The organism is Bacillus sp. FDAARGOS_527, assembly GCF_003812125.1.
GTDB lineage: Bacteria > Bacillota > Bacilli > Bacillales > Bacillaceae_G > Bacillus_A > Bacillus_A paranthracis.
This window is the reverse complement of sequence record NZ_CP033795.1, coordinates 5,071,858-5,095,073: the sequence shown is the minus strand read 5'-3', so window position 1 is coordinate 5,095,073 and position 23,216 is coordinate 5,071,858. Positions and strand designations below refer to the sequence as shown.

Genomic DNA, 23,216 nt, shown 5'->3' with positions numbered 1-23,216 from the left:
TGATAATCAGTGGGGGATAAAGAAAACCCCCACTGATTAAAGTTTCACTTTATTGCATTGTAATTTTCTCAACACAATTCTCATAAATCGTACGATGAGATTTAGAGAAAGGTAACTGCTCAAATGCTTCTTTCGATACAAATTTCAATGTATCTGTTTCAACGATATCACCAGTTACTTTTCCGTAAAATACGAATATATCCCATGTGCGATGTGTAAATGTATGTTGTACATTCATTGCGTATTCATCAATAGAAATCGAGAGCTCAAATTTTTCTTTCATATAATCTGTAAGCTGTTCTTTCTGACTTCGAATCCCTTCGCCAAGTTCAATATTCGGAAACTCCCACATGTTAGCTAATAAACCGGTACTTGGACGTTTATTAATGACGTAACGACCATCTTCAGTTTGAAGTACTCCTGCAACGATCGGTACCATCGTAGGGGCTTTCGCTTTACTTTTTACTGGTAATTCCTTTTGAACACCTTCAGCATATCCCCTGCAATGCTCACGTACAGGACAAAGTAAGCATGCTGGATTTTTAGGAATACAAATCAGTGCTCCTAATTCCATCAAACCTTGATTAAAATAAGATGGATTTTCAGCCGAAATAATTTCACGCACAATCTCTTCAAACACTTTTCTCGTTTTTGGTTTTGCAATGTCATCCCATACTGATAAAATGCGAGATAATACACGCATAACATTTCCGTCAACTGCCGGCTCTGGTATACCATATGCGATACTTAAAATAGCACCTTTTGTATAGGGACCGACTCCCTTTAATTTCTCAATCTTCTTTATATCACTTGGCACAATCCCGCCATATACTTCTTTTACTTCTTTTACGGCTGCATGTAAATTTCGCGCTCTAGAATAATAGCCTAAACCTTCCCATGCTTTTAACACTTCTTCATCATCAGCATTTGCCAAAGCTTCTAGAGTAGGAAACTTCCCCATAAAATTCGCGTAATATGGTTTTACAGCTTCCACTCTAGTTTGCTGCAACATAATTTCCGAAACCCAAACACGGTATGGATCTTTATTTTTACGCCACGGTAAGTCGCGTTGCTCTTTTTCAAACCAACCAATTAAATCATTTTGAAACTGCTCTATGTTAAAATTATTTAATATTTCAAGTGTCAAACTTGATCCCCCTCATTTTTTTGCATATAAGTACTATTATAAAGATTTTAGGAAAAAATTTAAGTAAGATGACATAGGAAATAGAAGGCAAAGGACTTGAGGTATCGAATAAAAAGAGTTACATTAATAAAAAACGGAGGTGGATTTCTATGGACACAGCCACTCACCTTGTTATGGGCGTTACTCTAGGCAGCTTGGCCACGTTAGATCCAGCCATAGCACAAAGTGATATTGGGCCACAAGCAGTTATGCTCGCTACAATTGCTGGTTCTAATATTCCTGATATCGATACAGTTTTAAAATTGCGTAATAACGCTAAATATATAAGAAATCATCGCGGGATTACTCATTCCATTCCTGCAGTGATTCTTTGGTCATTCCTTATAAGTGGCATCTCTTTCGCCTTCTTTTCAGACGCTCCATATTTGCATCTACTACTTTGGTCCTTTATTGCCGTCTTTCTTCATGTCTTTGTAGATATTTTTAATGCCTACGGTACACAAGCATTACGGCCCTTCACAAAAAAATGGGTAGCGCTCGGCATCATTAATACATTTGATACCGTCATTTTCTTTATCCATATACTCGCAATTGCTTGTATGCTCGTAGGTTCCCATAAAGGATATACTGCCTTAGCAGCGTATATATTAATGATTGTTTACTACATCGGACGGATTATGATGCATAGAAATATAAGAAGCGTTGTACAAAAACGTTTCAAACATGTTGAGAAGATAATTATTTCTCCTTCTTATCGATTTTATCATTATCATTTAGCAATCGTTACAACCAATTATTACTACGTTGCTAGATGGCATCGTGGTAACATCATGGTATATGATAAGTTTGATCGGGTACCGTTCCCAGATAATGCTATTATGCGCGCAGCTAAACAAGATGAAAACATCTCAGCATTTTTATCTTTCTCCCCTGTATATCGCTGGGACATTTTCGATTATGATCATTATTATGAAGTTCGATTCATTGATTTGCGATATCGCAGTAAAGACTATTATCCATTCGTTGCAATCGTTCAACTCGATCATAATTTAAATATTATTAGTTCCTATACAGGATGGATTTTTAGTGAAGAAAAACTTCGAAAAAAACTGGAGTTACTTCCACATTAAAAAAAGCGACTTCAGTCGCTTTTTTTAATGTTTCAAATGATCTTCTTGATTGATTAGATGGCTATATTTCGGATTATTTGTACGCATTTCATGAAGGCGTCCTCCATGATTATTAATCCATGATCGCACCACTTGTTCAGTCATTTCTTCTCCTTGATAACGACCTGATTTTGCATAAGTTGTTTGAAAATCTTCCCACAGTAATTCAACCCACGCACGAGCTTGCGCGTAAGAAAGTTTGTCATTTTTGTCTAATAGTTCTTTCGTTAATGCTTCATAAATATCATTCATGTTCTAATCTCCTTTACCTAATTATCCCTTCATTTCTAAAGGATAGTTTCTTCTATTTTGCACATTCTATAATTGATACTTCTTCAAGAGGTATCAACTGATGATGAGGAGGGCGTTCGCAATGGGTAAACAAGCCGAATTTTGGTCTGAGTCAAAAAACAACAGCAAAATCGACGGTCAACCGAAAGCGAAATCACGCTTCGCTTCGAAGCGACCTAACGGCACAATTAACACGCACCCACAAGAACGTATGCGTGCTGCAAATCAGCAGGAAGAGTAGTACAAAGTAATTCAACTTCCTACACGAGGTGATAAAGATGAGCTACCGTGATCGCTTAGATAGTCGTTCTGAATTATTTAACCATACGTGGACTCGTCCGAAACATGCAAAAGCGCAAGTTAACGGACAGACGCAACAAACCCAGTCTCTCATTATCTTGGCGAATGAATGTAAAAAACGCCAATTTTAGAATCTCCTATCTCCTGTAACGCCTACCAAAGATGAAAACCAGAGAGATATTCGCTCTCTGGTTTTCATTTTTCTTGTAATAAAGAAATCGGTATTCCGATCTCTTCATTATCATTTTGCTTATGTCCCCAAGCAAATACCCCATTGAAATACGTAATTTCAAATAATATACCAGGTTCTTCTACTAATTCATACGTTTCACCAATATGGAATTTGTTTATGTCAGTCATATAAGCGCGAGCCATTGCTATCTTTCGCATTAATACATCGAACTCATTTACAATTCCAAGTTGCTCAGCTTTTATTGCTTGCTCTTTCAAAACCCCAATTTCTTCCCTTAGCTCATATGGTGTCATTTCACTGTAGCGTTTTGGCATATTCATTTTATTCCCTCATCCCTCTTCGCGTTTCATTTGCAAAAATATCTCTATCTCATCGATAGAGAATCCTTTGCGATATAACGCTTGTTTCATCTTATTTTCAAATGTCCATCCATCATACTTCTTATATTTTTCATAGTATTTATTCCCATGATAGTGTAACGCTTCTCGTTGCTTTTCGTCATCTTTTTCGTCTTTCAATTCTTCTAAACAAATTTGAATCACATCTCTAGAATATCCTTTACGAACCAGCATTTCGTCTAACTTTAGCTTCATTTGTAAAAAGGAATGCTTTTGATAAGATTTCTTCTTCTTTTCTATAAGAATTAAAGCATTCTCAATTTGCTTTTCCTTCGGATATTCTTGTAAACTATGCGTAATAATTAAATCCTGAACACCTTTATTTAACAACTCTCTTTTAATAACCGTTGGACCTTTTCGATTCACATTACTTTGCGTTCTCGTATATAAAATAGCATACTCTTTATCATTAATATATCGGTCATGTAATAATTTCGAAACGACCTCAGAGATGATGGCTTGTCCAACTTCTTTTTTTCGTAAAAAATCTTCTATTTCTAGTTTCGTTCTCATTTGATAGGATAAATAGGAGATTGCTTGTAAATATGCTTTTTGTACCTCTTCATTGTACAAAATATTTCCTAACGCTATTTCATCAATTTCTAAGCCTTTTTGTAATCCATGTTTTATTAAGATTACTTCATTGACACTAAATCCGTATTCTTCACCTTGACCTTTATCGATATAAATATTAAACCGTTCTTTCGATCGTTTTTGCACTTCTATTTTTGTAATGACAGCCATACTCTCACCTCTCTATTATTTTAACATAGTCAAGGAACGTTTTTGCTTTTCAAGAATATATATAATGAGGAGGAAATAATTGTGAAAATCGCAATTTCTGGTGGTACCGGCTTTATAGGTAAATACCTTTCTACCTTTTTTATTCAAAAAGGATATACTGTTTACATTCTCTCACGAAAAAAAACTGCTGAAACTTCCGATCCTAACCTTCAGTATGTACAATGGACACCAGATTTACAAACCTTCCCCCTCTCTTCTATTGATGTAGTTATTAATCTAGCTGGAGAGTCTATTAATAGTAGATGGACAAAGAAACAAAAGAAAGTCATTTTAAACAGTAGAATTCAAACAACAAAAGGACTCATTAAACAATTGCAGGCACTCCCTACAAAACCACACACATTTATTAACGCAAGTGCAATTGGATACTATGGAACGTCTGAAACCGAGTCTTTTACAGAACAGCATGTGACTCCTGGAAATGACTTTTTAGCAAATACAGTATATTCATGGGAACAAGAAGCATCTAAAGCACGTGCTCTCGGAATACGGACAATCTATGCAAGATTCGGAGTCGTATTAGGTCCAGACGGAGGAGCCCTTCCAAAAATGCTACTTCCCTATCAATTCTATATCGGAGGTACAGTTGGATCTGGAAATCAATGGTTATCATGGATTCATATAGACGATGTCGCTTCCATGATTGATTTCATCATACACAAAGAAGAAATTGATGGACCTCTTAACATTACAGCTCCTGATCCTATAAGAATGAAGGAATTTGGAGAAATCATTGCAACTATAATAAAAAAACCTCATTGGTTACCTGTCCCTTCATTTATGCTTCATGCTTTATTAGGTGAGATGAGCATACTTGTACTAGAAGGGCAACATGTATTACCTAGTAAAGCAATTGAGTATGGGTATCAATACACATTTCCGTCAATAGACCATGCATTACAAAATATACTTTCGCATACAATGTAGTACTTCTAAAACACAGTTTTACAGAGGGCCCTTTCAAAACTTTTATTTTCTAGCATCCGGAGCATTATTACACAAATAATCTTTCAGTTACTTTCCCTTACATTCCATTAACATTATAAAGTAACAGAAATGAGGTACCTATGAAAATATTGCTCAAACAAGCCATTGTCTATCCTATTACATCCCAAAAATTTCAAGGGGATGTACTCGTTATAGGAGAAAAAATTGCTGAGGTCAAGCCTTCCATTCAACCTACTCAAGATATGACAGTTATAGACGCACGTGCTCTTCATCTCTTACCTGGATTTATTGATGTCCATACCCATCTTGGTCTCTATGATGAAGGTACTGGTTGGGCTGGCAATGATGCAAATGAAACGTCTGAAGTTTCAACACCCCATATTCGTTCTTTAGACGGAATCCACCCTTTGGATATTGCATTTCAAGATGCGGTACAAAATGGAATTACAACTGTTCACGTTATGCCAGGAAGTCAAAACATTATCGGTGGTACGACTTGTGTAATAAAAACAGCCGGAACTTGTATTGATCATATGATCATTCAAGAACCTGCTGGCTTAAAGATTGCCTTTGGCGAAAATCCTAAAAAAGTCCATAGTAATGGCACAAAAGAGTCCATTACGCGTATGGGAATTATGGGATTACTTCGGGAATCATTTTATGAAGCACAGCACTACGGGCATGAAGCAGATTTTCGAATGCTTCCTATTTTAAAAGCATTACGCCGTGAAATACCCGTACGTATCCACGCTCACCGAGCAGATGATATTAGTTCCGCTCTACGCTTTGCAACAGAGTTCAATCTTGATTTACGTATTGAACATTGTACAGAAGGACACTTTATTGTTGAAGAACTTTCAAAACACAATTTGAAGGTTTCAGTTGGCCCCACGCTTACACGCCGTTCTAAAATCGAACTAAAAAATAAAACATGGGATACTTACCATATATTATCAAAAAATGGAGTGGAAGTTTCCATCACAACAGATCACCCCTATACACCCATTCAATATTTAAATGTTTGTGCTGCTGTCGCAGTAAGGGAAGGGTTAGACGAAAAAACTGCACTAGAAGGAATCACTATATTTCCAGCGCGAAATTTACGTTTAGAGGATAGAATTGGAAGCATTGAGGCTGGAAAAGACGCTGATCTTGTGCTCTGGACCCATCATCCTTTCCATTATTTAGCCAAGCCTGTACTAACTATGATTGATGGAAAAATAATTTACAAAAAAAATAAAAAAAACTAGTTTATTTTTTTGACTAGATAAAGTATTATACGATTATAAACTGAATGAAACCATAATCAATTTGTGTCGTGATTATCATTTTCAAATTGATGAATGGGGAAGGCAAATGGTGCGCCACCAGCGTTAGAAACTGGTTCTAGTGGGTTCGATTCCCACCCCGAAATTTTTTAAAGATTGATATAAAAATTTCGAGGGTGGGGTGTTTTTTCGTCATGCTACCCTCGTGTGAGGAGGAGTTAGTATGTTGAAAAAACGCGACTTACACGACAGCCACGTTCTATACGAGTTAATGGTGGATCCAGCTGTCTTCCCTTTTGTGCGTCAAAAGGCTTATTCTTATGAGGAATATTTATTTTTAACGAAACAAACGATTGAAGCTGAAGAGCGTGGGGAATTAATTTCACGCACAATTTTAGATGAATGGGGTAACCCTATCGGAACAATTACTTTATTTGATGTGCAAGAAAAAGCCGGATTCCTTGGAACATGGCTTGGCAAACCTTATCACGGAAAAGGCTACAATAAATTGGCAAAAGATTCATTTTTTAGCGAACTTTTCTACGAGTTAGATATTGAAACGATCTTTATGCGTATTCGCAAAATAAATATTCGTTCTATTAAAGCTGCAGAAAAATTACAATATGTAAACCTAGCAAACGAAACAAGAAAGGCCGTTTATGATGAAATTAACGCAAATGAAGAAGTATATAACTTATATGAAATTCCAAAAGATCAATATACACTTGCTACAATGCGAGATACAACGTTCCAAGATTCTCATCACTTAAAAGAAGCATAATCTAAATTTTCAGAAATAATAATTAACCATTAACATTTTGATATATACGTATATCACCCCATGTCTTTGGAAACGATAAATAGTGACTTTAGGACACGAGGTGATTTGTAATGGATAAAAAGAAACGTGATAAAGCAAAAAACGCATTATCTAGTACACAAGAAGTTCTCTACCAACGAGAATTTCGTAAAGCAGATCGCGCAGCGGGTTATCGCTCGAAAAGTATTTAAAGTGAGAATGAATAATTAGAAGTTCTCCCCCCCCTAATTATTCATTCTCATTACATATTTTTTCTACGTGATAGAGTAGGAAAAAGGTTCCTTATAAATAAGGAACCTTTTTTATGTGGATAACGTTATCCACATAATTTATAGAATTGTGAATAAATTAGGCAAACCTTTCACCAGTTTATATATCGTAACGCACATCAAATGTTAGAATTGTGGATATTTTTCTAAAAATTGTGGATAATGTGGATATAGTTGTTAATATTCCGACTTTACTGTTTAATGAAAGCGCACTCTTCATGTGGATAAGTCTTTATCTTCGAAAATAATAAAGAACCCTCTTTAAACATACAAAAGAGGGTTTCATATTAAGTAAATGATTGTGCAAGAGCAGGTGATTTAATAGGTATATGATTCGGTTCTACATGGTTTTCTGCCAAAATTGTATCCACAATATGATCAGCTGGCTCTGGACGATAAATGCTTTTCATCGCTTCTTTCATTTGAAGAAGCCTCATATCATCTTGTAATAACGCCTCTGTTTTTGCAAAAACCTCACTATCATCACGAATGACAACTGCAGCCCCTTTTCTTTCAAAGTACATCGCATTTTCATTTTCTTGTCCTGGAACAGGCTTATATAAAATGACAGGTACTTGCAATGCTGCCGCTTCACTTAACGTAATACCGCCTGGCTTTGTAATCATACAAGAAGTAACACGGAATAGTTCATCAATATTTTCTACATAACCAAATACTTTTAATGCATCAGGATTTTTTTCCTGTAACCCTAACAAATCCTGTTTTAACGCTTCATTTTTCCCACAAACAACAACTACTTGTAAATCAGGTACTGACATAAATGATTGGCATAGTTCTTTTACACTTCCTAATACTCCATGAGCACCTGCTACAATTAGTAAAATCTTTTTATTCTTACATAACTGATATTTATTATATATAATATCTGAATTGATCTTTAACTCAAAACTACTACGAATCGGAATTCCAGTTTCAACAATTTGCTCCGCAGGCACACCAATATCAACCATAACTTTTTTTACGTGATCAGTTGCTACAAAATAACGATCTACTTCCCGATGAATCCATATTTTGTGCACACAGAAATCCGTTAATACGTTATACACAGGAATTGAAATACCTGTTTGCTTTTTTAATTCTGGTACAGCTATAATCGGAAACGTATTAATAACAATATCCGGTTTCTCCGCTTGTAAAAGTAATTTCAAACGTTTTCTTCCAAAATTAGCATACCAAGATGCTATTTTTTTATCATAAATTTTTTCCACGCCATAATAAAACAAGCGGTACAATTCTTTTCCTATTGTATAACTTTTTAAATATAAATATTTTGTAATATCGGTTATAACCGGATGTGATTCTCCGAACAAATCGCATACAATTACATCTTTAATTCCTTTTTGGCGAAATGTTTGTTCTAATGTTTTCGCTACTTGCACATGACCGTTTCCGTAATGTGCAGTTAATATTAAAACCTTGGGGTTTTTTATCAAACAAATCCACTCCTAGCTTATTGTTTCTCCATATTGCATATACGACAATAGGAAAAACATTTTCCTTAAAAATTACATAAACAGACTCTAATATTTCTCTTTCAGCTATGTACCTGTCGTGGATATGCAAAGCATATAAGATTGACCCCTTAATCCTATCTGTGCTCATATCTTTACATTATACTTTCCTATAAGAGCTTTCGCAATAACTTACAAATGTTCTCTATTCCATGATACTCACTCTTTTACTTCTTAATTCTTTTTACTATTTTGATTTCCCTTTACAATTATGTAAATTTCTCCACTTATTCCTTACAAAAATATGGATATTCTATTTTCAGTATACTCTTTTCTCCATATATACTCTAGGTTTTATTGTAAAGAAAGCAAAAAGCCTAACCCAACATTTGGATTAGACTGCTTGTAAAATATGTCTTGCTTCTTCTACATTTTTTTCAGTAGGCGGTTCTACATTTGCGAGTGGATACTTATGCCCAAGTGCCTCCCATTTATATACACCAAGCTTATGGTATGGTAGCACTTCAACTTTCTGAACATTAGACAGACTTTGAATAAAACTAGATAGTTTTTGTAGATCCTCCTCATTATCAGTAATACCAGGAACTAATACGTGTCGTACCCAAATCGGTTTATTTTTATCCGATAAATAACGAGCAAATTGTAAAATATGTTCATTTGGTTTTCCTGTTAATTTACGATGTTTCTTTGAATCAATATGTTTCAAATCCAATAAAACTAAATCTGTGTACTCCATTAAAATATCTAGCTTATTTTGGAATTCTGGTTCTTCAGAATAACAACCACCCGAAGAGTCAATTGTTGTATGAATTCCAATTTCCTTACACTTCTTAAATAATTCAATTAAGAAATCTAGTTGTAATAATGGTTCCCCACCACTAACTGTTATACCGCCTCCGGAAGCTTCAATAAAAGGAAGGTAACATGTCACATCCTGCATTACTTCTTCGACTGTTATTTCTTTTCCTTTACCGATCTCCCACGTATCAGCATTATGACAATATTGACAACGTAATAAACACCCTTGTGTAAATATGACATAACGAATTCCTGGGCCATCAACAGTACCACAAGACTCTACAGAATGAATTCTTCCTTTTACCATGTTACTTCCTCCTTTATTGAAACAGCCTCCCTCTGCTATTTATAAAATGCAGAGGGACACTTTTTTCATTTACATGCTTTCATGCATTGTACGGTTAATTACATCGATTTGTTGTTCACGAGTTAATTTAATAAAGTTTACAGCGTAACCAGATACGCGAATTGTTAATTGTGGATATTTCTCAGGATGTTCCATTGCATCCATTAATGTTTCACGGTTAAATACGTTAATATTTAAGTGATGTCCTTCTTTTACTGCATAACCATCAAGCATTGATACTAAGTTACGTACTTGTACTTCATCCTCTTTACCAAGTGCTTTTGGAATAATAGAGAATGTATTAGAAATGCCATCTTGTGCATCTTCATATGGTAATTTAGCTACAGATAATAATGAAGCTAACGCACCTTTTGTATCACGTCCATGCATCGGGTTCGCACCTGGTGCAAATGGTTCTCCAGTACGGCGACCATCTGGAGTGTTACCAGTTTTCTTACCGTATACAACGTTAGATGTGATTGTTAAGATTGACATTGTATGAACAGAATTTCTATATGTTTTATGTTTACGAAGTTTATTCATAAATGTTTTCACAAGATTTACAGCAATTTCATCTACACGGTCATCATTGTTACCGTATTTAGGGAAATCTCCTTCAATTTCAAAGTCAACTGCAATTCCGTTTTCATCGCGAATTGGTTTTACTTTTGCGTATTTAATTGCACTTAAAGAGTCTGCTACTACAGATAGACCCGCGATACCTGTTGCCATTGTACGAAGAACATTTGTATCGTGAAGTGCCATTTCAATACGTTCATAGCTATATTTATCGTGCATGTAGTGAATAACATTTAATGTGTTTAAATATAGACCCGCTAACCATTCCATTGTCATATCAAACTTATGCATAACTTCTTCATAATCTAATACTTCAGAAGTAATCGGTGCGTACTCAGGACCAACTTGTGCTTTAGATTTTTCATCTTTACCACCGTTAATCGCATATAGCAATGCTTTTGCTAAGTTTGCACGTGCACCGAAGAACTGCATTTGTTTACCGATTCTCATTGCAGATACACAACAAGCAATCCCGTAGTCATCGCCGTAGTCAGCACGCATAATGTCATCATTTTCATATTGAATTGCTGATGTTTTAATAGACATTTTCGCACAGTAGTTTTTAAAGTTCTGTGGTAATTGTTTAGACCAAAGAACTGTTAAGTTTGGTTCTGGAGCTGGTCCTAAATTATCTAGTGTATGCAAGAAACGGAATGAGTTCTTTGTTACTAATGGACGGCCATCTAATGCCATACCGCCGATAGACTCAGTTACCCAAGTTGGGTCACCAGAGAATAATTCATTATAATCAGGTGTTCTTGCAAATTTCACAAGACGTAATTTCATAATGAAGTGATCCACAATTTCTTGTACGTCTTCTTCTGTTAAAGTACCATTTGCTAAATCTCTTTCAATATAAATATCTAAGAATGTAGAAGTACGTCCAAGACTCATTGCAGCTCCGTTTTGCTCTTTAATTGCTGCAAGATATGCGAAGTATAACCATTGGAATGCTTCTTGAGCAGTTGTTGCTGGCTTAGAAATATCAAAGCCATGAGAAGCAGCCATTTGTTTTAACTCTTGAAGTGCACGTATTTGTTCAGATAACTCTTCGCGTAAACGCATTGTATCTTCACTCATTACACCGCCAGTTAAATTTAAATCTGCTTTCTTCGCTTCAATTAAATGATCTACTCCATATAATGCTACGCGGCGGTAGTCACCGATAATACGTCCACGTCCGTATGCATCCGGAAGACCCGTAATAACACCTGATTTACGAGCAGCTCTCATTTCTGGTGTATAAGCATCAAATACACCTTGGTTATGAGTTTTTCTCCAATCTCTAAAAATACGACTAAGCTCTTTATCCATTTCGTATCCATAAGATTCACAAGCTTGTTCCGCCATACGAATACCACCATACGGTTGTAAAGAACGTTTAAATGGTTTATCAGTTTGGAAACCGACTACTTTTTCAGTCTCTTTATTTAAATATCCTGGTTCATGTGATGTAATAGAAGAAACAATTTTTGTATCCATATCAAGAACGCCACCGTTTTCACGTTCTTTCGTTGTTAAATCCATTACTTGATCCCAAAGTTGTTTCGTTGCTTCAGTTGCTCCCGCTAAGAAAGATTCGTCTCCCTCGTAAACGTTTACATTATTTAAAATGAAATCGCGAACATCAATCTCTGCTTTCCATTTTTCACCTTTAAAGTTTTCCCATGCATTTTTAACATTTTCTAATACTTGAGTCATCCTAATCTCCTCCATTTTTGATTAGTACAGGACTAAGATTTTTTATATAACAGCTTACACACTTAGAATACTACTTTTTTACGAAAGTGAACGAAATAGTTGTGACATGTTTGTGAAATGTTGAGCAAACTACTATATACATAGTGTTAACTTCATTTTAAAGTCTTTAAAATTAACCCTTTCCTTAATTGTATTTTTTTGGTATTCTTATATACGAGTCCTATTTTGTAATATAAAAACAATACCCATTGTAGAGCTGTAATACTCTTATCTCCTAATCTGTTATAGTTTTTATAACAGAACAAAAAAGTGTACATATGTTGTACACTTTTTTGTTACCTATAAAATATCTCTTTTTCTATTTCCATCATGGAATCCACCACGACTACCTGTTAATACAATTAATTGCTCTAACCCTTCTATATGATCACCAATAATTCGAAGTACAGCTGGTGGATGACCTATTTTAGCAAAATGTTCACTGGGTCGAATACGGTTCATCTTATCGACTTCAACACGACTTACACATGCAACTTCAAATCCTGAAAGAATAGCTTTCACTTGAGCTACACACGGTGCCAGTAAAGATCTATATCCAATTTCTTTCAAACACTTACGACTAAATGCATTCGGTACAGCGATAAGAGAGCCTACGCCTAGATCTTTTCTATCACAAGCTAAATTTAATGCATATTTAAATGCAGTTACAAGATGAAGCGGTACTCTTAAATCTAAATAATGATTTAGATCATTTAATGCAACATCTGTTCCATCTGCAATAGCTTTCGCAAAAGGATATAACTCACTCGCTGGAATAACAAAATCGCCGTCTATAAATAATACAATTTCTCCTTTTGCGAAATACGTTCCAAGTGAGCGCCCCACATCATTTCCGAGTGCTTCTTTATATACGATTGTCGTTGCTCCCTTTTCTTTTGCAATCGTTGCTGTTTGATCAGACGAACCATTTACAACAACGATAATTTCAAAAGGTTCAATTTTGCGAAGTTCTTCTATAACGTTTCCAATTGTTTTCTCTTCATCTTGTACAGGAATAATGACCGATAATTGCTTTCCCTTATACAAATTCGATGTAACGCCCCATCCTTGATAAAAATCTTCAAAATCTAAAGTATGATAGACACTATCTCTTTTCCTATTTCCATCATAATACCCTCCGCGCTCATCGCTACCTACTATTCGCTCCGCTACAGCTTCTATATGGTCACCTATCATCCGTTTTTCAGAATGAGAAAGACCCGTGCCATACGCAGCATGCTCGGTCGGCCGAAATTTATTTGGTGTAATAACGTCAATTGCACAATGTCGACTAATTCTCCATTTGCTTTGAACAAGACGTAAATGAGCGACAATAGGATTAACAAAACATTCATACCCAATGCTTTGAACAACTTCTTTCGTCAATGCATGAGGTACAGATAATAAAGAGTCAATTTTTAACTCCTCACTCTCTAACATTGCATTTAATATTTGGCGCCACACTGTCACTGAGTGCGGTTTTTGTTTCTTTAAAAATAATGCATCCAAATTATTTAAAACGATGTCGGCCTGATCATGTAAAATTGGATTTAGGAATAATTGTAACTTTGAAGTTTGAATAACAAAATCTCCATCTATAAATAGTAATACATCACCTATCGCGTGTTTTGCGCCAACTGCACGGCCCACATCATTCCCCAGTAGCTCTGTATACTTGATTACTTTACACCCTAAACGATCAGCAACCTCTTCTGTACCATCGTTACAACCGTTTGCTACTACAATAATCTCTACTGGATTTAATCCTTTTGCCGATTGAATAACGTCTGAAATCGTATCCACTTCATTACATACAGGTATAATAATCGATAGTGACTTAGCCATTGTTTTCTTCACGAAACCATTTAATAGTTTCTTTCAACCCTTGTTCCCACGTTACTTTTGCTTGAAATTGAACAAGTTCTCTTAATTTCGTTACATCTGGTCTTCTATTTGGAATTTCTTCAAAGCCATGTGGATATACCTCTTCGAAAGGAACTTGAACAATTTTTGAAGAAGAATTCGTTAATTTTTTTATTACTGCTGCTACTTCTTTTATACTCTTTTCATTCTCAGAACCTATATTAATAATCTCACCATTTACCTTCTCATCCATTGCTCGAATCGTTGCCTCTACCGCATCACTTACATACGTAAAACAACGTGTCTGCTTTCCATCTCCATATACGAGAATGTCTTCTCCTTGCAGTGCTGCGCGGATAAATCGTGGGATTACCCCTGCATACGGACCATCTTTCGCTCTTGGACCATAAATATTAAAATAACGAACAATCGTTACAGGTAAACCTTCTAAAGCGTATCCTAAACATAATGTTTCTTCTAACGTTTTACAAATTGCATAACTCCAACGTATTTTAGAGGTTGCACCGTATAATCGATCTCCTTCTTCAGAAAAGGGCGGCTTTGCCTTACCATATACTTCTGAAGTAGACGCAAAAACTACTTTCTTCTTTCCTTTTAGCGCTGCTTGTAAAATGTTTCTCGTTCCATCAAAATTCGTTTCAATAAGCTCTATACTCTTTTCCATTGTCGTTTTCACACCTAAAATTGCTGCTAAATGAAACACTACATCATGTTGATTTACTAATTCATAAATAGAATTTTTATCTAAAACACTTATTGGAATAACCCGAATTTCTTTCATTAACTCATTATGATATTTATTTTTCCCTTTATAGAAGTTATCAACGATAGTGACATCATAACCTCTTTTCACCAGCTCTTCAGCTAAATGCGATCCAATAAATCCTGCTCCACCTGTGATTAAACATTTCTTACTCATACACTCACCTTCTTTATAATTCCACGTGTATCTACGACTTGCTTTATCCCTTTAAAAACCTTCCAATCGATATTAGAGTGGTCTGTTAAAATTAAAATACAATCCGCTTGTTTAACGACTTGTTCATCCAAAGAAACAGATTGATACACCTTATCTCCAAATTTTGCAGAAGAAATATATGGATCGTGATACGCTATCTCATATCCTGCTTTTATTAACAATTCAATAATTGGCAACGCCGGTGATTCTCTTAAGTCATTTACATCTTTTTTATATGCAATCCCTACAATTAAAATCGTTGCAGGTGATTGCACCACACCTTTTACTTTCCGGACCATTTTTTCTGGCATTTCCTCATTAATTACATGTGCCGCCTCAATTAATTGACTCATTGCTCCATTCTTTTTTATTCTCCACTGGAAATATAAAGGATCTACCGGAATACAGTGTCCCCCTATTCCTGGTCCTGGCCAATATGGGGTAAATCCAAATGGTTTTGTAGATGCCGCTTCAAGTGCCTCATAAAAATCAATTCCTAAACTTTCACATAGTGTATTTAACTCATTTACTAATGAAATATTGACTAAGCGCTGAATATTTTCAAATAGCTTACACATTTCTGCTACTTTTGGAGAGCTAACTGGAACAACTACATCAAATATAGTGCTATACAAAGCCTGTACTTTTTGTTTACACATTTCTGTTTGTCCACTAATGACTTTTGGAATCGTTTGAACTGAATATTGACTATTAGCTGGATCAATTCTCTCAGGAGAATATCCAATATAGAAATCTTCTCCTACCTTTTTTCCTGTTTGAGAAATAATCGGAATGATAACTTCCTCGAGTGTACCTGGATATGTGGAACTTTCGAAAATGAAGGTTTGTCCTTTTTGAAGGTGTTGTTGTATATAATGCGAAGCTGAAATGAGGGCACTTAAGTCTGGTTCTCTTTGTTCATTAATTGGAGTTGGGACAGTGACAATAACGTAATCACTATTTTGAAAATCAGCAACACCTTGATCCGGTGTATTTACTATTAATTTTTTTCTAGTCAATAAACTTTGTAACGATTTAGAAGAAACATCTGGAATATAACTTTCTCCCTGTATAATTGATTCTATTTTTCTAGCATCTTTATCTAATCCAAGCACTGTATGTCCTCTCTCTGCAAAATGAACTGCCAAAGGAAGACCAACATATCCTAATCCGATAATGGCAACTGTACTACTAACATTCATCTGTATTCTCTTCTTCCTTTCTCAATTGTTGAATTATATTTCTATTCCGCTCTCCATCTGTAAAACTCCCGCGTTCGTCTGTGGATTGCAATAAATATGCAATCGCCTCAAGTTGATCACCGAAAATACGATCAAATGCTGGAATACGCCCATTTACAAATCCATGTTGCTCTGGGCGTACTCGATTTGTTTTTATGACATCTACAAAGTCTACCGCTGTAATAGAAAATCCCTCCAAAATAGCTTTCATTTGAGCTAGTGGTGGAATGATAAGAGAATCATATCCGATTTTCTCTATTACCTTTTTATGCATAGCATGTGGTACTGCCGTTAATGAGTTATTCCATAAATCTGGTCGTTTCGCTACCAAATTCACAAAATATTTTCCCATGCTAATTGGGTCTGCCGGATGAAACATATCTAATAAACACTGTAAATCATTCAATGCCACATCATTTCCATCTTCGATAGCATGTAAAAATGGAATTAGTTTTTCCCCTGGAATAACAAAATCACCATCGACAAATAAACAAATATCGGCCATAGCATGCATAGCTCCTATCGCTCGGGCTACATTATGTCCGAGCGCTTCCTCAAATTCAATAACAATGACATTCTCTAGCTTTGCTTGTTTAACTGTCTCAACGTCCGCTCCATTCGCAACAACTATAATTTCATCTATACCTGCTTTTTTCACTTCTTGTATAACAGATCTTATAGTCGTCTTTTCTTCTGATACTGGGATAATCGCACTATATTTTGCTTTTTCTCTTTGTAATAAAATTGGTTTATACTTTCCTATAAATTCTCTATCCCTCTTTCCTTCCGAAAAGCCGCCACGCTTACCATATATTTCGATTACGTATTGCAAAGCACGTAAATGATCCCCCATAATACGGCTAGTCGCTTTCGGATAAGGAGAACCGGGTGATGTACCAGTATGAACAGGACGAACTTTATTTGTATGAATGACATCGACTGAAGCCATATCGACAATATCTACTCCTCTAGACATCGCCATCGCTTGAAACAGTGCTGGATCCGCTAAATTCCACCAACCAAACTTCTGAATAACTTCCCTACTCATTGCATGTGGAATTGCGATTAAAGATCCAACAACAAGCTCTTTTTTATTCAAATAACGATTCAACATAAATTTTCCAACTGTCGTATAATGCGGTCTCATCTTTAAATAAACGGACCATGTTAAATTATTCACAACAATTTGGTGACCTTGCTGAATTCCCTTTATGAAACGCTGTAGCTCTCTATGATCAATGACAATGTCACCATCTAAAAACAAAACAATGTCGCCTTTCGCTTCTCTTGCACCAATTGCCCGTCCAACATCATTACCAAGAGAATATTTATAATAAATGACATGGCAATGATGTTGTAAGGCTATTTCTTTTGTTCCATCTGTCGATCCATTATCTACTACGATAATTTCATATGGTTTCAATTTCTCCACTTCTACTAAGACTTGTGATAAAGTACTCGCTTCATTATGCGCCGGAATAATAACTGATACCCTCATACTTGTACCACGCTTACCCTTCCAAGCGAACATAAGAAATGATAGGAATACGTACAACTACATCTTCCGGTGGTCCATAAGAAGGAGAAGTACGAACACTTACTGCCCCGTCTGTCACAGATAACAAAATACCCGCAACAATTTCGACCGCTGTCACAACTTGCACTAGCTCACCAACATGGTTACGTAATTCTTCAGTAAATAACATATATAAGTCTCCTTTCTTACGCTTCTTTAATTGATATAATACTTGTAAATGGTAATAAAATTTCTGTTCCTATTCCTTCTTGCAGTGTTAAAAAATCATCACCAACTGCTACAATTACACCTGCTAACTGTCCAACTGTCACAGTAATTTCAACATTTTTACCTAAATACTGCTCTGCAATTTCTTTAAAAGGTGATGTATTACATTCTTTTAAAATGTTACAAATAATTGATTGAAATTGACTTGATTTAATAAACTCTTCTGTAGCTTGCTTGGAGTTTCTTTGAATAAACCTCGCGAAGTTTTGCGAAAACAAAAGTCGTTCCACAGCAGGCAGTAACTTGTCATCTAAAAAATAACCTAATTGTCTATTAAACAATCTCGATAATTTATGCCAATATTTTTTGAACAGACACATACACTTCTCCTCCTATTATTTTTAAAGTATAAAAATATATCCATACATCTTAATGTATACAGAGCAGGCTTTTTTTGTGATAGGTAAGACATACATTTTTCAACGAAACAATATGTTCTAATCACATAAAAAAAGACTACCTAAAAAGATAGTCTCTTACACTTCAATATTTCGTAACATCGTATAAATGTCATTATTCACTTTACCAAAGGATTTAATGTTGTTTTGAATGTTAGATAATAAAACAACATACACACTACCATTTTTACTAAATCCATTTAAACAGTTCCAGCCTGGCATTACACCGTGATTCGAATAACTCCCCGGGTCTACATACCAACCAAATCCATAATCCTTTTTCACGGCTGTAAACATTTGATTATAACTCTCTTTAGAAATTAACTTTCCAGAGAAGAGCGCTTCATTAAATAAATATAAATCATGGGCACTTGTATATATATCACCACAACCATAAAGTTGTGACATACTTGGAATATTAGGTGTTGTCATATTATTATTTACTATTTTATAACCTGTCGATGGAAATCTTGTTTGTTCTAGCTCTCTACCAAAACCAGAATGTTTCATACCAGCAGTAGCAAAAATATGTTGTTTAATATACTCTTCTAACGGTTGTCCACTTACCTTCTCAGCGATGTAGGCAAGTATCGAATAGTTCGAATCGGAATATTTCCATTTCTCCCCTGGACTTCCAATACGCTTTTGCTTTCCTATTCGTTTTATCAATTCTTCATGCGAAATATCCTCTGTTCCCTGTTCATACTCTGGAATTCCTGATGTATGTGTTAGTAAATGTTTTAACTGTATACCATTACCTTGAGGGAAATCTGGAATATACTTTGCAACCGTATCCTCTACGTTTAATTTATTTTGATCCTTTAATTGCATAATAGCAGTCGCTACGAACGCCTTTGAAATAGAACCAATATAAAAAGTTGTCTCTGAATTATTCGGTACTTGTTTCTCTTTGTTCGCCATACCATATCCTTTATTCAAAAGAACCTTTCCGTTCTTCACAATAACCGCTGTCCCGCTAAATCCTGTTTTTTGCAAATATTGATCTAATTGAGCGTTTTCATTAATTTCTTGAGGTGGTCCCTCAGCAGGCTGTTCTGCAGCTTGTACTTGCTTTACTTGTTCTTCCTGCTCTTTTTGTTTTTGTGCTTCTTGCTTCTTTTTTTCTTCTTTCTTTTTTAGCTCTTCTTGTTTCTTCAGTTCTGCCGCTGCTTTTAAAGTTTCTTCTTTCTTATTATGCGCAACAATTTTTGTATACATGAAATATACAAGTGAAAATAGTAAGACGAGAATGATTGTTCTTTTTATGTATACAATCGGCCGACGTGACTTCCCATTCGCATTATTTTTTTCTTGATCCATGATTGCTTTTTTCCCCTTATTTACCGATAATTTAATTCCACTACACAAGATTCATTCCGAATCTTTTTCATAGATTTTCGACATTCCATTCGACGTCATCCCTACTTTATCACGCACTGCACATATTACCAACCTATATGTATAAAAAAGAAAAAGAAAATTTACAAAAGTAAGATTCCCGTTAAATTTTTAACATAAAAAAAGAGGATATCCTCTAAAAAACTGATATTATCAATCTTTTTGGATATCCTCTTATCTAATTATTTATACGTGTTTTTTCATATCATCGGCAACAGATTCAACATTTGTACCTACGATAACTTGGACACTCGTGTTACTTAATTTCATAACACCTTTTGCACCAGCACGTTTTAATGCTGCTTCGTTTACTTGACCAGCATCTTTCACTTGTAAGCGTAGACGTGTTGCACAGTTATCAATAACTGTTAAGTTTTCTTTTCCACCTAAAGCTAATACGTAAGTTTCACCAATTGAACCTGCAACTGGAGCTTCTTCACCTTCAGCTAGTTCCTCTTCTTCTTCACGACCAGGAGTTTTTAGATCGAACTTCTTAATTAAGAAGTAGAATACTACAAAGTAAATTGCTGCGTAAATTAAACCGATACCTGCTAATAATACTGGTTTTGTTGCAATACCGAAGTTTAAGAAGTAATCGATTGCCCCAGCACTAAATGAGAAACCATCGTGAATGCCAAGTGTTGTTGTAATGAATAGAGACAGACCTGTTAATACAGCGTGAATACCATATAATACTGGTGATAAGAACATGAATGAGAATTCAATTGGCTCTGTAATACCAGTTAAGAATGAAGTTAATGCTAGACCACCTAACATACCTGTAACCATTTTACGTTTTTCTGGTTTAGCAGCCGCAATCATTGCGAAACATGCTGCTGGTAAACCGAACATCATAACTGGGAAGAAACCTGTCATGAACATACCTGCTGTTTTATCACCCGCAAGGAAACGAGCAATATCACCATTCACAACATTACCTGCTGCATTTGTAAAGTCCCCAAATACGAACCAGAAATATGTGTTCATTACGTGGTGTAAACCGATTGGGATTAATAGACGGTTTAATAAACCAAACAATCCTGAACCAATTGCACCTAAATTAACAATTCCGTGAGCTAATGCATCAATGCCATTTTGAATTGTTGGCCAAATTTGTGCAAATAAAATTCCTAGTATTAGCATTACTACCGATGTAACAATCGGAACGAAACGTTTTCCAGCAAAGAACCCTAACCATTCTGGAAGTTTAATTTTATGGAATTTATTATAAAGAAGTCCTGCTATAACACCAACAATAATGCCACCTAAAACTTTCATATCCACTTTAGTCGATAATTCGGCCGCCTTAGATACTTGTGTCATTGTATCTGCAAGCTTAGATGGATCAACATTAGCGCTATTACCTATTAAATCTTGGACTTTGCCTAATTTATCTTGTAATTCAGCAGTAGAATACCCTTTGCTCAGTGCATCAATACTGTTTTTCATAACTAGATAACCAATTGCACCTGCAAGACCTGCTGCACCACTACCATCAACTGAAAGACCGATTGCAATACCAATTGCAAAAATAAGTGCTAAATTATCAAAAACTGCTGCGCCAGCCTGTGCCATAACAGGAATATCAAATACATCTGGTTGCCCTAAACGAAGCAATAATCCTGCTGCTGGTAGTACTGCGATTGGAAGCATTAACGCTTTACCAATACGTTGTAGAAACTGCAACATTTTAATTCCCCCTAATTCAATTTATGAAATCGTTATCATTATAAGTACGCCTTAGAAAACGCTTTCTATTTACATAACCATAATAACATATAGTTGTATAGATGTGTAGTTTTTATTTTTGAATTTTTTATGGATAAATCTCCTATTTCCAAACTGTTATATAAAAGGAAAATTCTCCTTTTTTACTACAGAATACTCGAAACGAACGGCCCAATATAGAACATGCAACTTTCGTTTTATCATTCCACTTTTTCATGTTATTATTTATTTCCGAGCATATCGGGAAAAGTAAACTTAGTTAATTCGAAATAGGAGCGTTGGTACTATGCAGTGCATTGAAACAAACAACTTACAACAGTTGTTAGAACAAGTAAAACCATATACGAAAAAAGGAAAGCTTGCTACTTATATCCCCGAACTAGGAAATGCCAATCCAGATGATTTAGGGATTGCCATTTTTCATAAAGAAACAGAATACATTCATGCTGGCAACTCACAAACACTATTCACTCTTCAAAGTATTTCAAAAGTAATTACACTTGCACTTGCCCTTTTAGATCGTGGTGAAGAATATGTATTTTCTAAAGTTGGAATGGAACCAACTGGTGATCCATTTAACTCTATTATTAAGTTAGAAACGACAAGTCCTTCTAAACCACTTAATCCAATGATTAATGCAGGAGCACTAGCTATTACAAGCATGTTAGCAGGAAAAGATAATGAAGAAAAAATGGAGCGCATTCTTCATTTCGTACGTGAAATAACAGATAATCCTACTATTAATTATTCTTCTAAAGTTGCCAATTCAGAATTAGAGACAGCTTACTTAAATCGTTCACTTTGTTACTACATGAAACAAAACGGAATTATCGATTGTGACATCGAAGAACTGATGGATTTATACACTCGTCAATGTGCAGTTGAGGTAAACTGTATCGATTTAGCACGTATCGGTTTAATTTTTGCGATGGATGGATATGATCCATATAAGAAAAAACAAATTATCCCTAAGCATATTACAAAGATTTGTAAAACATTTATGGTTACATGCGGTATGTATAACGAGTCTGGTGAATTTGCGATTCGGGTTGGTATCCCCGCAAAAAGCGGTGTAGCTGGTGGCATTTTCGGCTGCGTAAAAGGCGAAATGGGAATTGGTATTTTCGGACCAGCCTTAGATGCAAACGGAAATAGTATCGCTGGTTTTAAAATTCTTGAACTTCTTTCTGCTCAAGAAGGCTGGAGCATTTTTTAATTGAGAGTTATCCTGCTATACTAGCA

24 protein-coding genes are annotated in these 23,216 nt (G+C 35.4%); 8 read left to right on the top strand and 16 right to left on the bottom strand.

Annotated elements, in window-relative coordinates:
• Positions 1–49 precede the first annotated feature (49 nt).
• The gene (gene mutY / locus EGX95_RS29105) at positions 50–1,147 is read right to left on the bottom strand and encodes an A/G-specific adenine glycosylase (RefSeq protein WP_000171400.1); all 1,098 of its coding nucleotides are present in this window, start codon (positions 1,145–1,147) and stop codon (positions 50–52) included.
• Positions 1,148–1,296: 149 nt separating this feature from the next.
• Between mutY and EGX95_RS29100 the strand changes: the two genes are divergently transcribed.
• The gene (locus EGX95_RS29100) at positions 1,297–2,277 is read left to right on the top strand and encodes a metal-dependent hydrolase (protein WP_000379127.1); all 981 of its coding nucleotides are present in this window, start codon (positions 1,297–1,299) and stop codon (positions 2,275–2,277) included.
• Positions 2,278–2,301: 24 nt separating this feature from the next.
• Here EGX95_RS29100 and EGX95_RS29095 read toward each other — a convergent pair whose 3' ends face one another.
• A complete protein-coding gene (locus EGX95_RS29095; protein ID WP_000998157.1) occupies positions 2,302–2,568 on the bottom strand; it encodes a YfhJ family protein in 267 nt (88 codons plus the stop codon).
• A 121-nt stretch (positions 2,569–2,689) separates the two neighbouring features.
• Between EGX95_RS29095 and EGX95_RS29090 the strand changes: the two genes are divergently transcribed.
• Positions 2,690–2,848: a small, acid-soluble spore protein K gene (locus EGX95_RS29090; RefSeq protein WP_000517891.1), complete on the top strand. Its 159-nt coding sequence runs from the start codon at positions 2,690–2,692 to the stop codon at positions 2,846–2,848.
• 37 nt (positions 2,849–2,885) lie between these two features.
• Positions 2,886–3,038, top strand: coding sequence for a YpzG family protein (locus EGX95_RS29085; protein WP_000122093.1), 153 nt, complete (start codon positions 2,886–2,888; stop codon positions 3,036–3,038).
• A gap of 64 nt (positions 3,039–3,102) precedes the next feature.
• On the opposite strand, the gene EGX95_RS29080 is transcribed toward EGX95_RS29085, so the two are convergent.
• A complete protein-coding gene (locus EGX95_RS29080) occupies positions 3,103–3,420 on the bottom strand; it encodes a YfhH family protein (RefSeq protein WP_001057035.1) in 318 nt (105 codons plus the stop codon).
• Between the two features lie 9 nt (positions 3,421–3,429).
• A complete protein-coding gene (gene recX, locus EGX95_RS29075) occupies positions 3,430–4,242 on the bottom strand; it encodes a recombination regulator RecX (protein WP_000268522.1) in 813 nt (270 codons plus the stop codon).
• A gap of 81 nt (positions 4,243–4,323) precedes the next feature.
• Here recX and EGX95_RS29070 point away from each other — a divergent pair, with 81 nt between their 5' ends.
• The 4 genes from EGX95_RS29070 (at position 4,324) to EGX95_RS29055 (ending at position 7,529) form a co-directional block, all read left to right on the top strand.
• Positions 4,324–5,229: a TIGR01777 family oxidoreductase gene (locus tag EGX95_RS29070; protein ID WP_000684392.1), complete on the top strand. Its 906-nt coding sequence runs from the start codon at positions 4,324–4,326 to the stop codon at positions 5,227–5,229.
• Between the two features lie 140 nt (positions 5,230–5,369).
• On the top strand, positions 5,370–6,500 hold the full coding sequence (locus tag EGX95_RS29065) for an amidohydrolase (protein ID WP_000698303.1): 1,131 nt from the start codon (positions 5,370–5,372) through the stop codon (positions 6,498–6,500).
• 241 nt (positions 6,501–6,741) lie between these two features.
• Complete coding sequence (locus EGX95_RS29060; RefSeq protein ID WP_000914738.1) at positions 6,742–7,299, top strand: GNAT family N-acetyltransferase; 558 nt, start codon at positions 6,742–6,744, stop codon at positions 7,297–7,299.
• Positions 7,300–7,409: 110 nt separating this feature from the next.
• The gene (locus tag EGX95_RS29055) at positions 7,410–7,529 is read left to right on the top strand and encodes a YfhE family protein (RefSeq protein ID WP_000358480.1); all 120 of its coding nucleotides are present in this window, start codon (positions 7,410–7,412) and stop codon (positions 7,527–7,529) included.
• A gap of 365 nt (positions 7,530–7,894) precedes the next feature.
• On the opposite strand, the gene EGX95_RS29050 is transcribed toward EGX95_RS29055, so the two are convergent.
• The 12 genes from EGX95_RS29050 to EGX95_RS31085 form a co-directional block, all read right to left on the bottom strand.
• The gene (locus tag EGX95_RS29050; RefSeq protein ID WP_000594713.1) at positions 7,895–9,061 is read right to left on the bottom strand and encodes a diglucosyl diacylglycerol synthase; all 1,167 of its coding nucleotides are present in this window, start codon (positions 9,059–9,061) and stop codon (positions 7,895–7,897) included.
• A gap of 412 nt (positions 9,062–9,473) precedes the next feature.
• Complete coding sequence (gene pflA / locus EGX95_RS29045) at positions 9,474–10,205, bottom strand: pyruvate formate-lyase-activating protein (RefSeq protein WP_000238472.1); 732 nt, start codon at positions 10,203–10,205, stop codon at positions 9,474–9,476.
• A gap of 69 nt (positions 10,206–10,274) precedes the next feature.
• Positions 10,275–12,524 carry a formate C-acetyltransferase gene (pflB, locus tag EGX95_RS29040; protein ID WP_000195487.1) on the bottom strand — a complete coding sequence of 750 codons (2,250 nt, stop codon included), beginning with the start codon at positions 12,522–12,524 and terminating at the stop codon, positions 10,275–10,277.
• A gap of 339 nt (positions 12,525–12,863) precedes the next feature.
• A complete protein-coding gene (locus tag EGX95_RS29030; RefSeq protein WP_001129993.1) occupies positions 12,864–14,408 on the bottom strand; it encodes a glycosyltransferase family 2 protein in 1,545 nt (514 codons plus the stop codon).
• Positions 14,401–15,366, bottom strand: a complete 966-nt coding sequence (locus EGX95_RS29025) for a UDP-N-acetyl-alpha-D-glucosaminuronate decarboxylase (protein WP_000037037.1) — start codon at positions 15,364–15,366, stop codon at positions 14,401–14,403. Before EGX95_RS29025 ends, EGX95_RS29030 begins: the two co-directional genes overlap by 8 nt.
• Positions 15,363–16,607: a nucleotide sugar dehydrogenase gene (locus EGX95_RS29020; protein ID WP_001103211.1), complete on the bottom strand. Its 1,245-nt coding sequence runs from the start codon at positions 16,605–16,607 to the stop codon at positions 15,363–15,365. Before EGX95_RS29020 ends, EGX95_RS29025 begins: the two co-directional genes overlap by 4 nt.
• Complete coding sequence (locus tag EGX95_RS29015; protein WP_001992447.1) at positions 16,597–18,177, bottom strand: glycosyltransferase family 2 protein; 1,581 nt, start codon at positions 18,175–18,177, stop codon at positions 16,597–16,599. The genes EGX95_RS29020 and EGX95_RS29015 overlap by 11 nt, the downstream gene beginning before the upstream one ends.
• Entirely contained in the window at positions 18,158–18,352 is a 195-nt protein-coding gene (locus tag EGX95_RS29010; protein ID WP_000899481.1) for an LSm family protein, read from the bottom strand. The genes EGX95_RS29015 and EGX95_RS29010 overlap by 20 nt, the downstream gene beginning before the upstream one ends.
• Positions 18,353–18,368: 16 nt before the next feature.
• Positions 18,369–18,770: an LSm family protein gene (locus EGX95_RS29005; RefSeq protein ID WP_000335526.1), complete on the bottom strand. Its 402-nt coding sequence runs from the start codon at positions 18,768–18,770 to the stop codon at positions 18,369–18,371.
• Between the two features lie 156 nt (positions 18,771–18,926).
• Positions 18,927–20,168 carry a serine hydrolase domain-containing protein gene (locus EGX95_RS29000; RefSeq protein ID WP_000371831.1) on the bottom strand — a complete coding sequence of 414 codons (1,242 nt, stop codon included), beginning with the start codon at positions 20,166–20,168 and terminating at the stop codon, positions 18,927–18,929.
• 264 nt (positions 20,169–20,432) lie between these two features.
• A complete protein-coding gene (gene nagE, locus EGX95_RS28995; RefSeq protein ID WP_000938898.1) occupies positions 20,433–21,935 on the bottom strand; it encodes an N-acetylglucosamine-specific PTS transporter subunit IIBC in 1,503 nt (500 codons plus the stop codon).
• 142 nt (positions 21,936–22,077) lie between these two features.
• Positions 22,078–22,191 carry a hypothetical protein gene (locus EGX95_RS31085; protein WP_002026935.1) on the bottom strand — a complete coding sequence of 38 codons (114 nt, stop codon included), beginning with the start codon at positions 22,189–22,191 and terminating at the stop codon, positions 22,078–22,080.
• A gap of 69 nt (positions 22,192–22,260) precedes the next feature.
• Between EGX95_RS31085 and glsA the strand changes: the two genes are divergently transcribed.
• A complete protein-coding gene (gene glsA, locus EGX95_RS28985; RefSeq protein WP_001149853.1) occupies positions 22,261–23,190 on the top strand; it encodes a glutaminase A in 930 nt (309 codons plus the stop codon).
• Positions 23,191–23,216 lie beyond the last annotated feature (26 nt).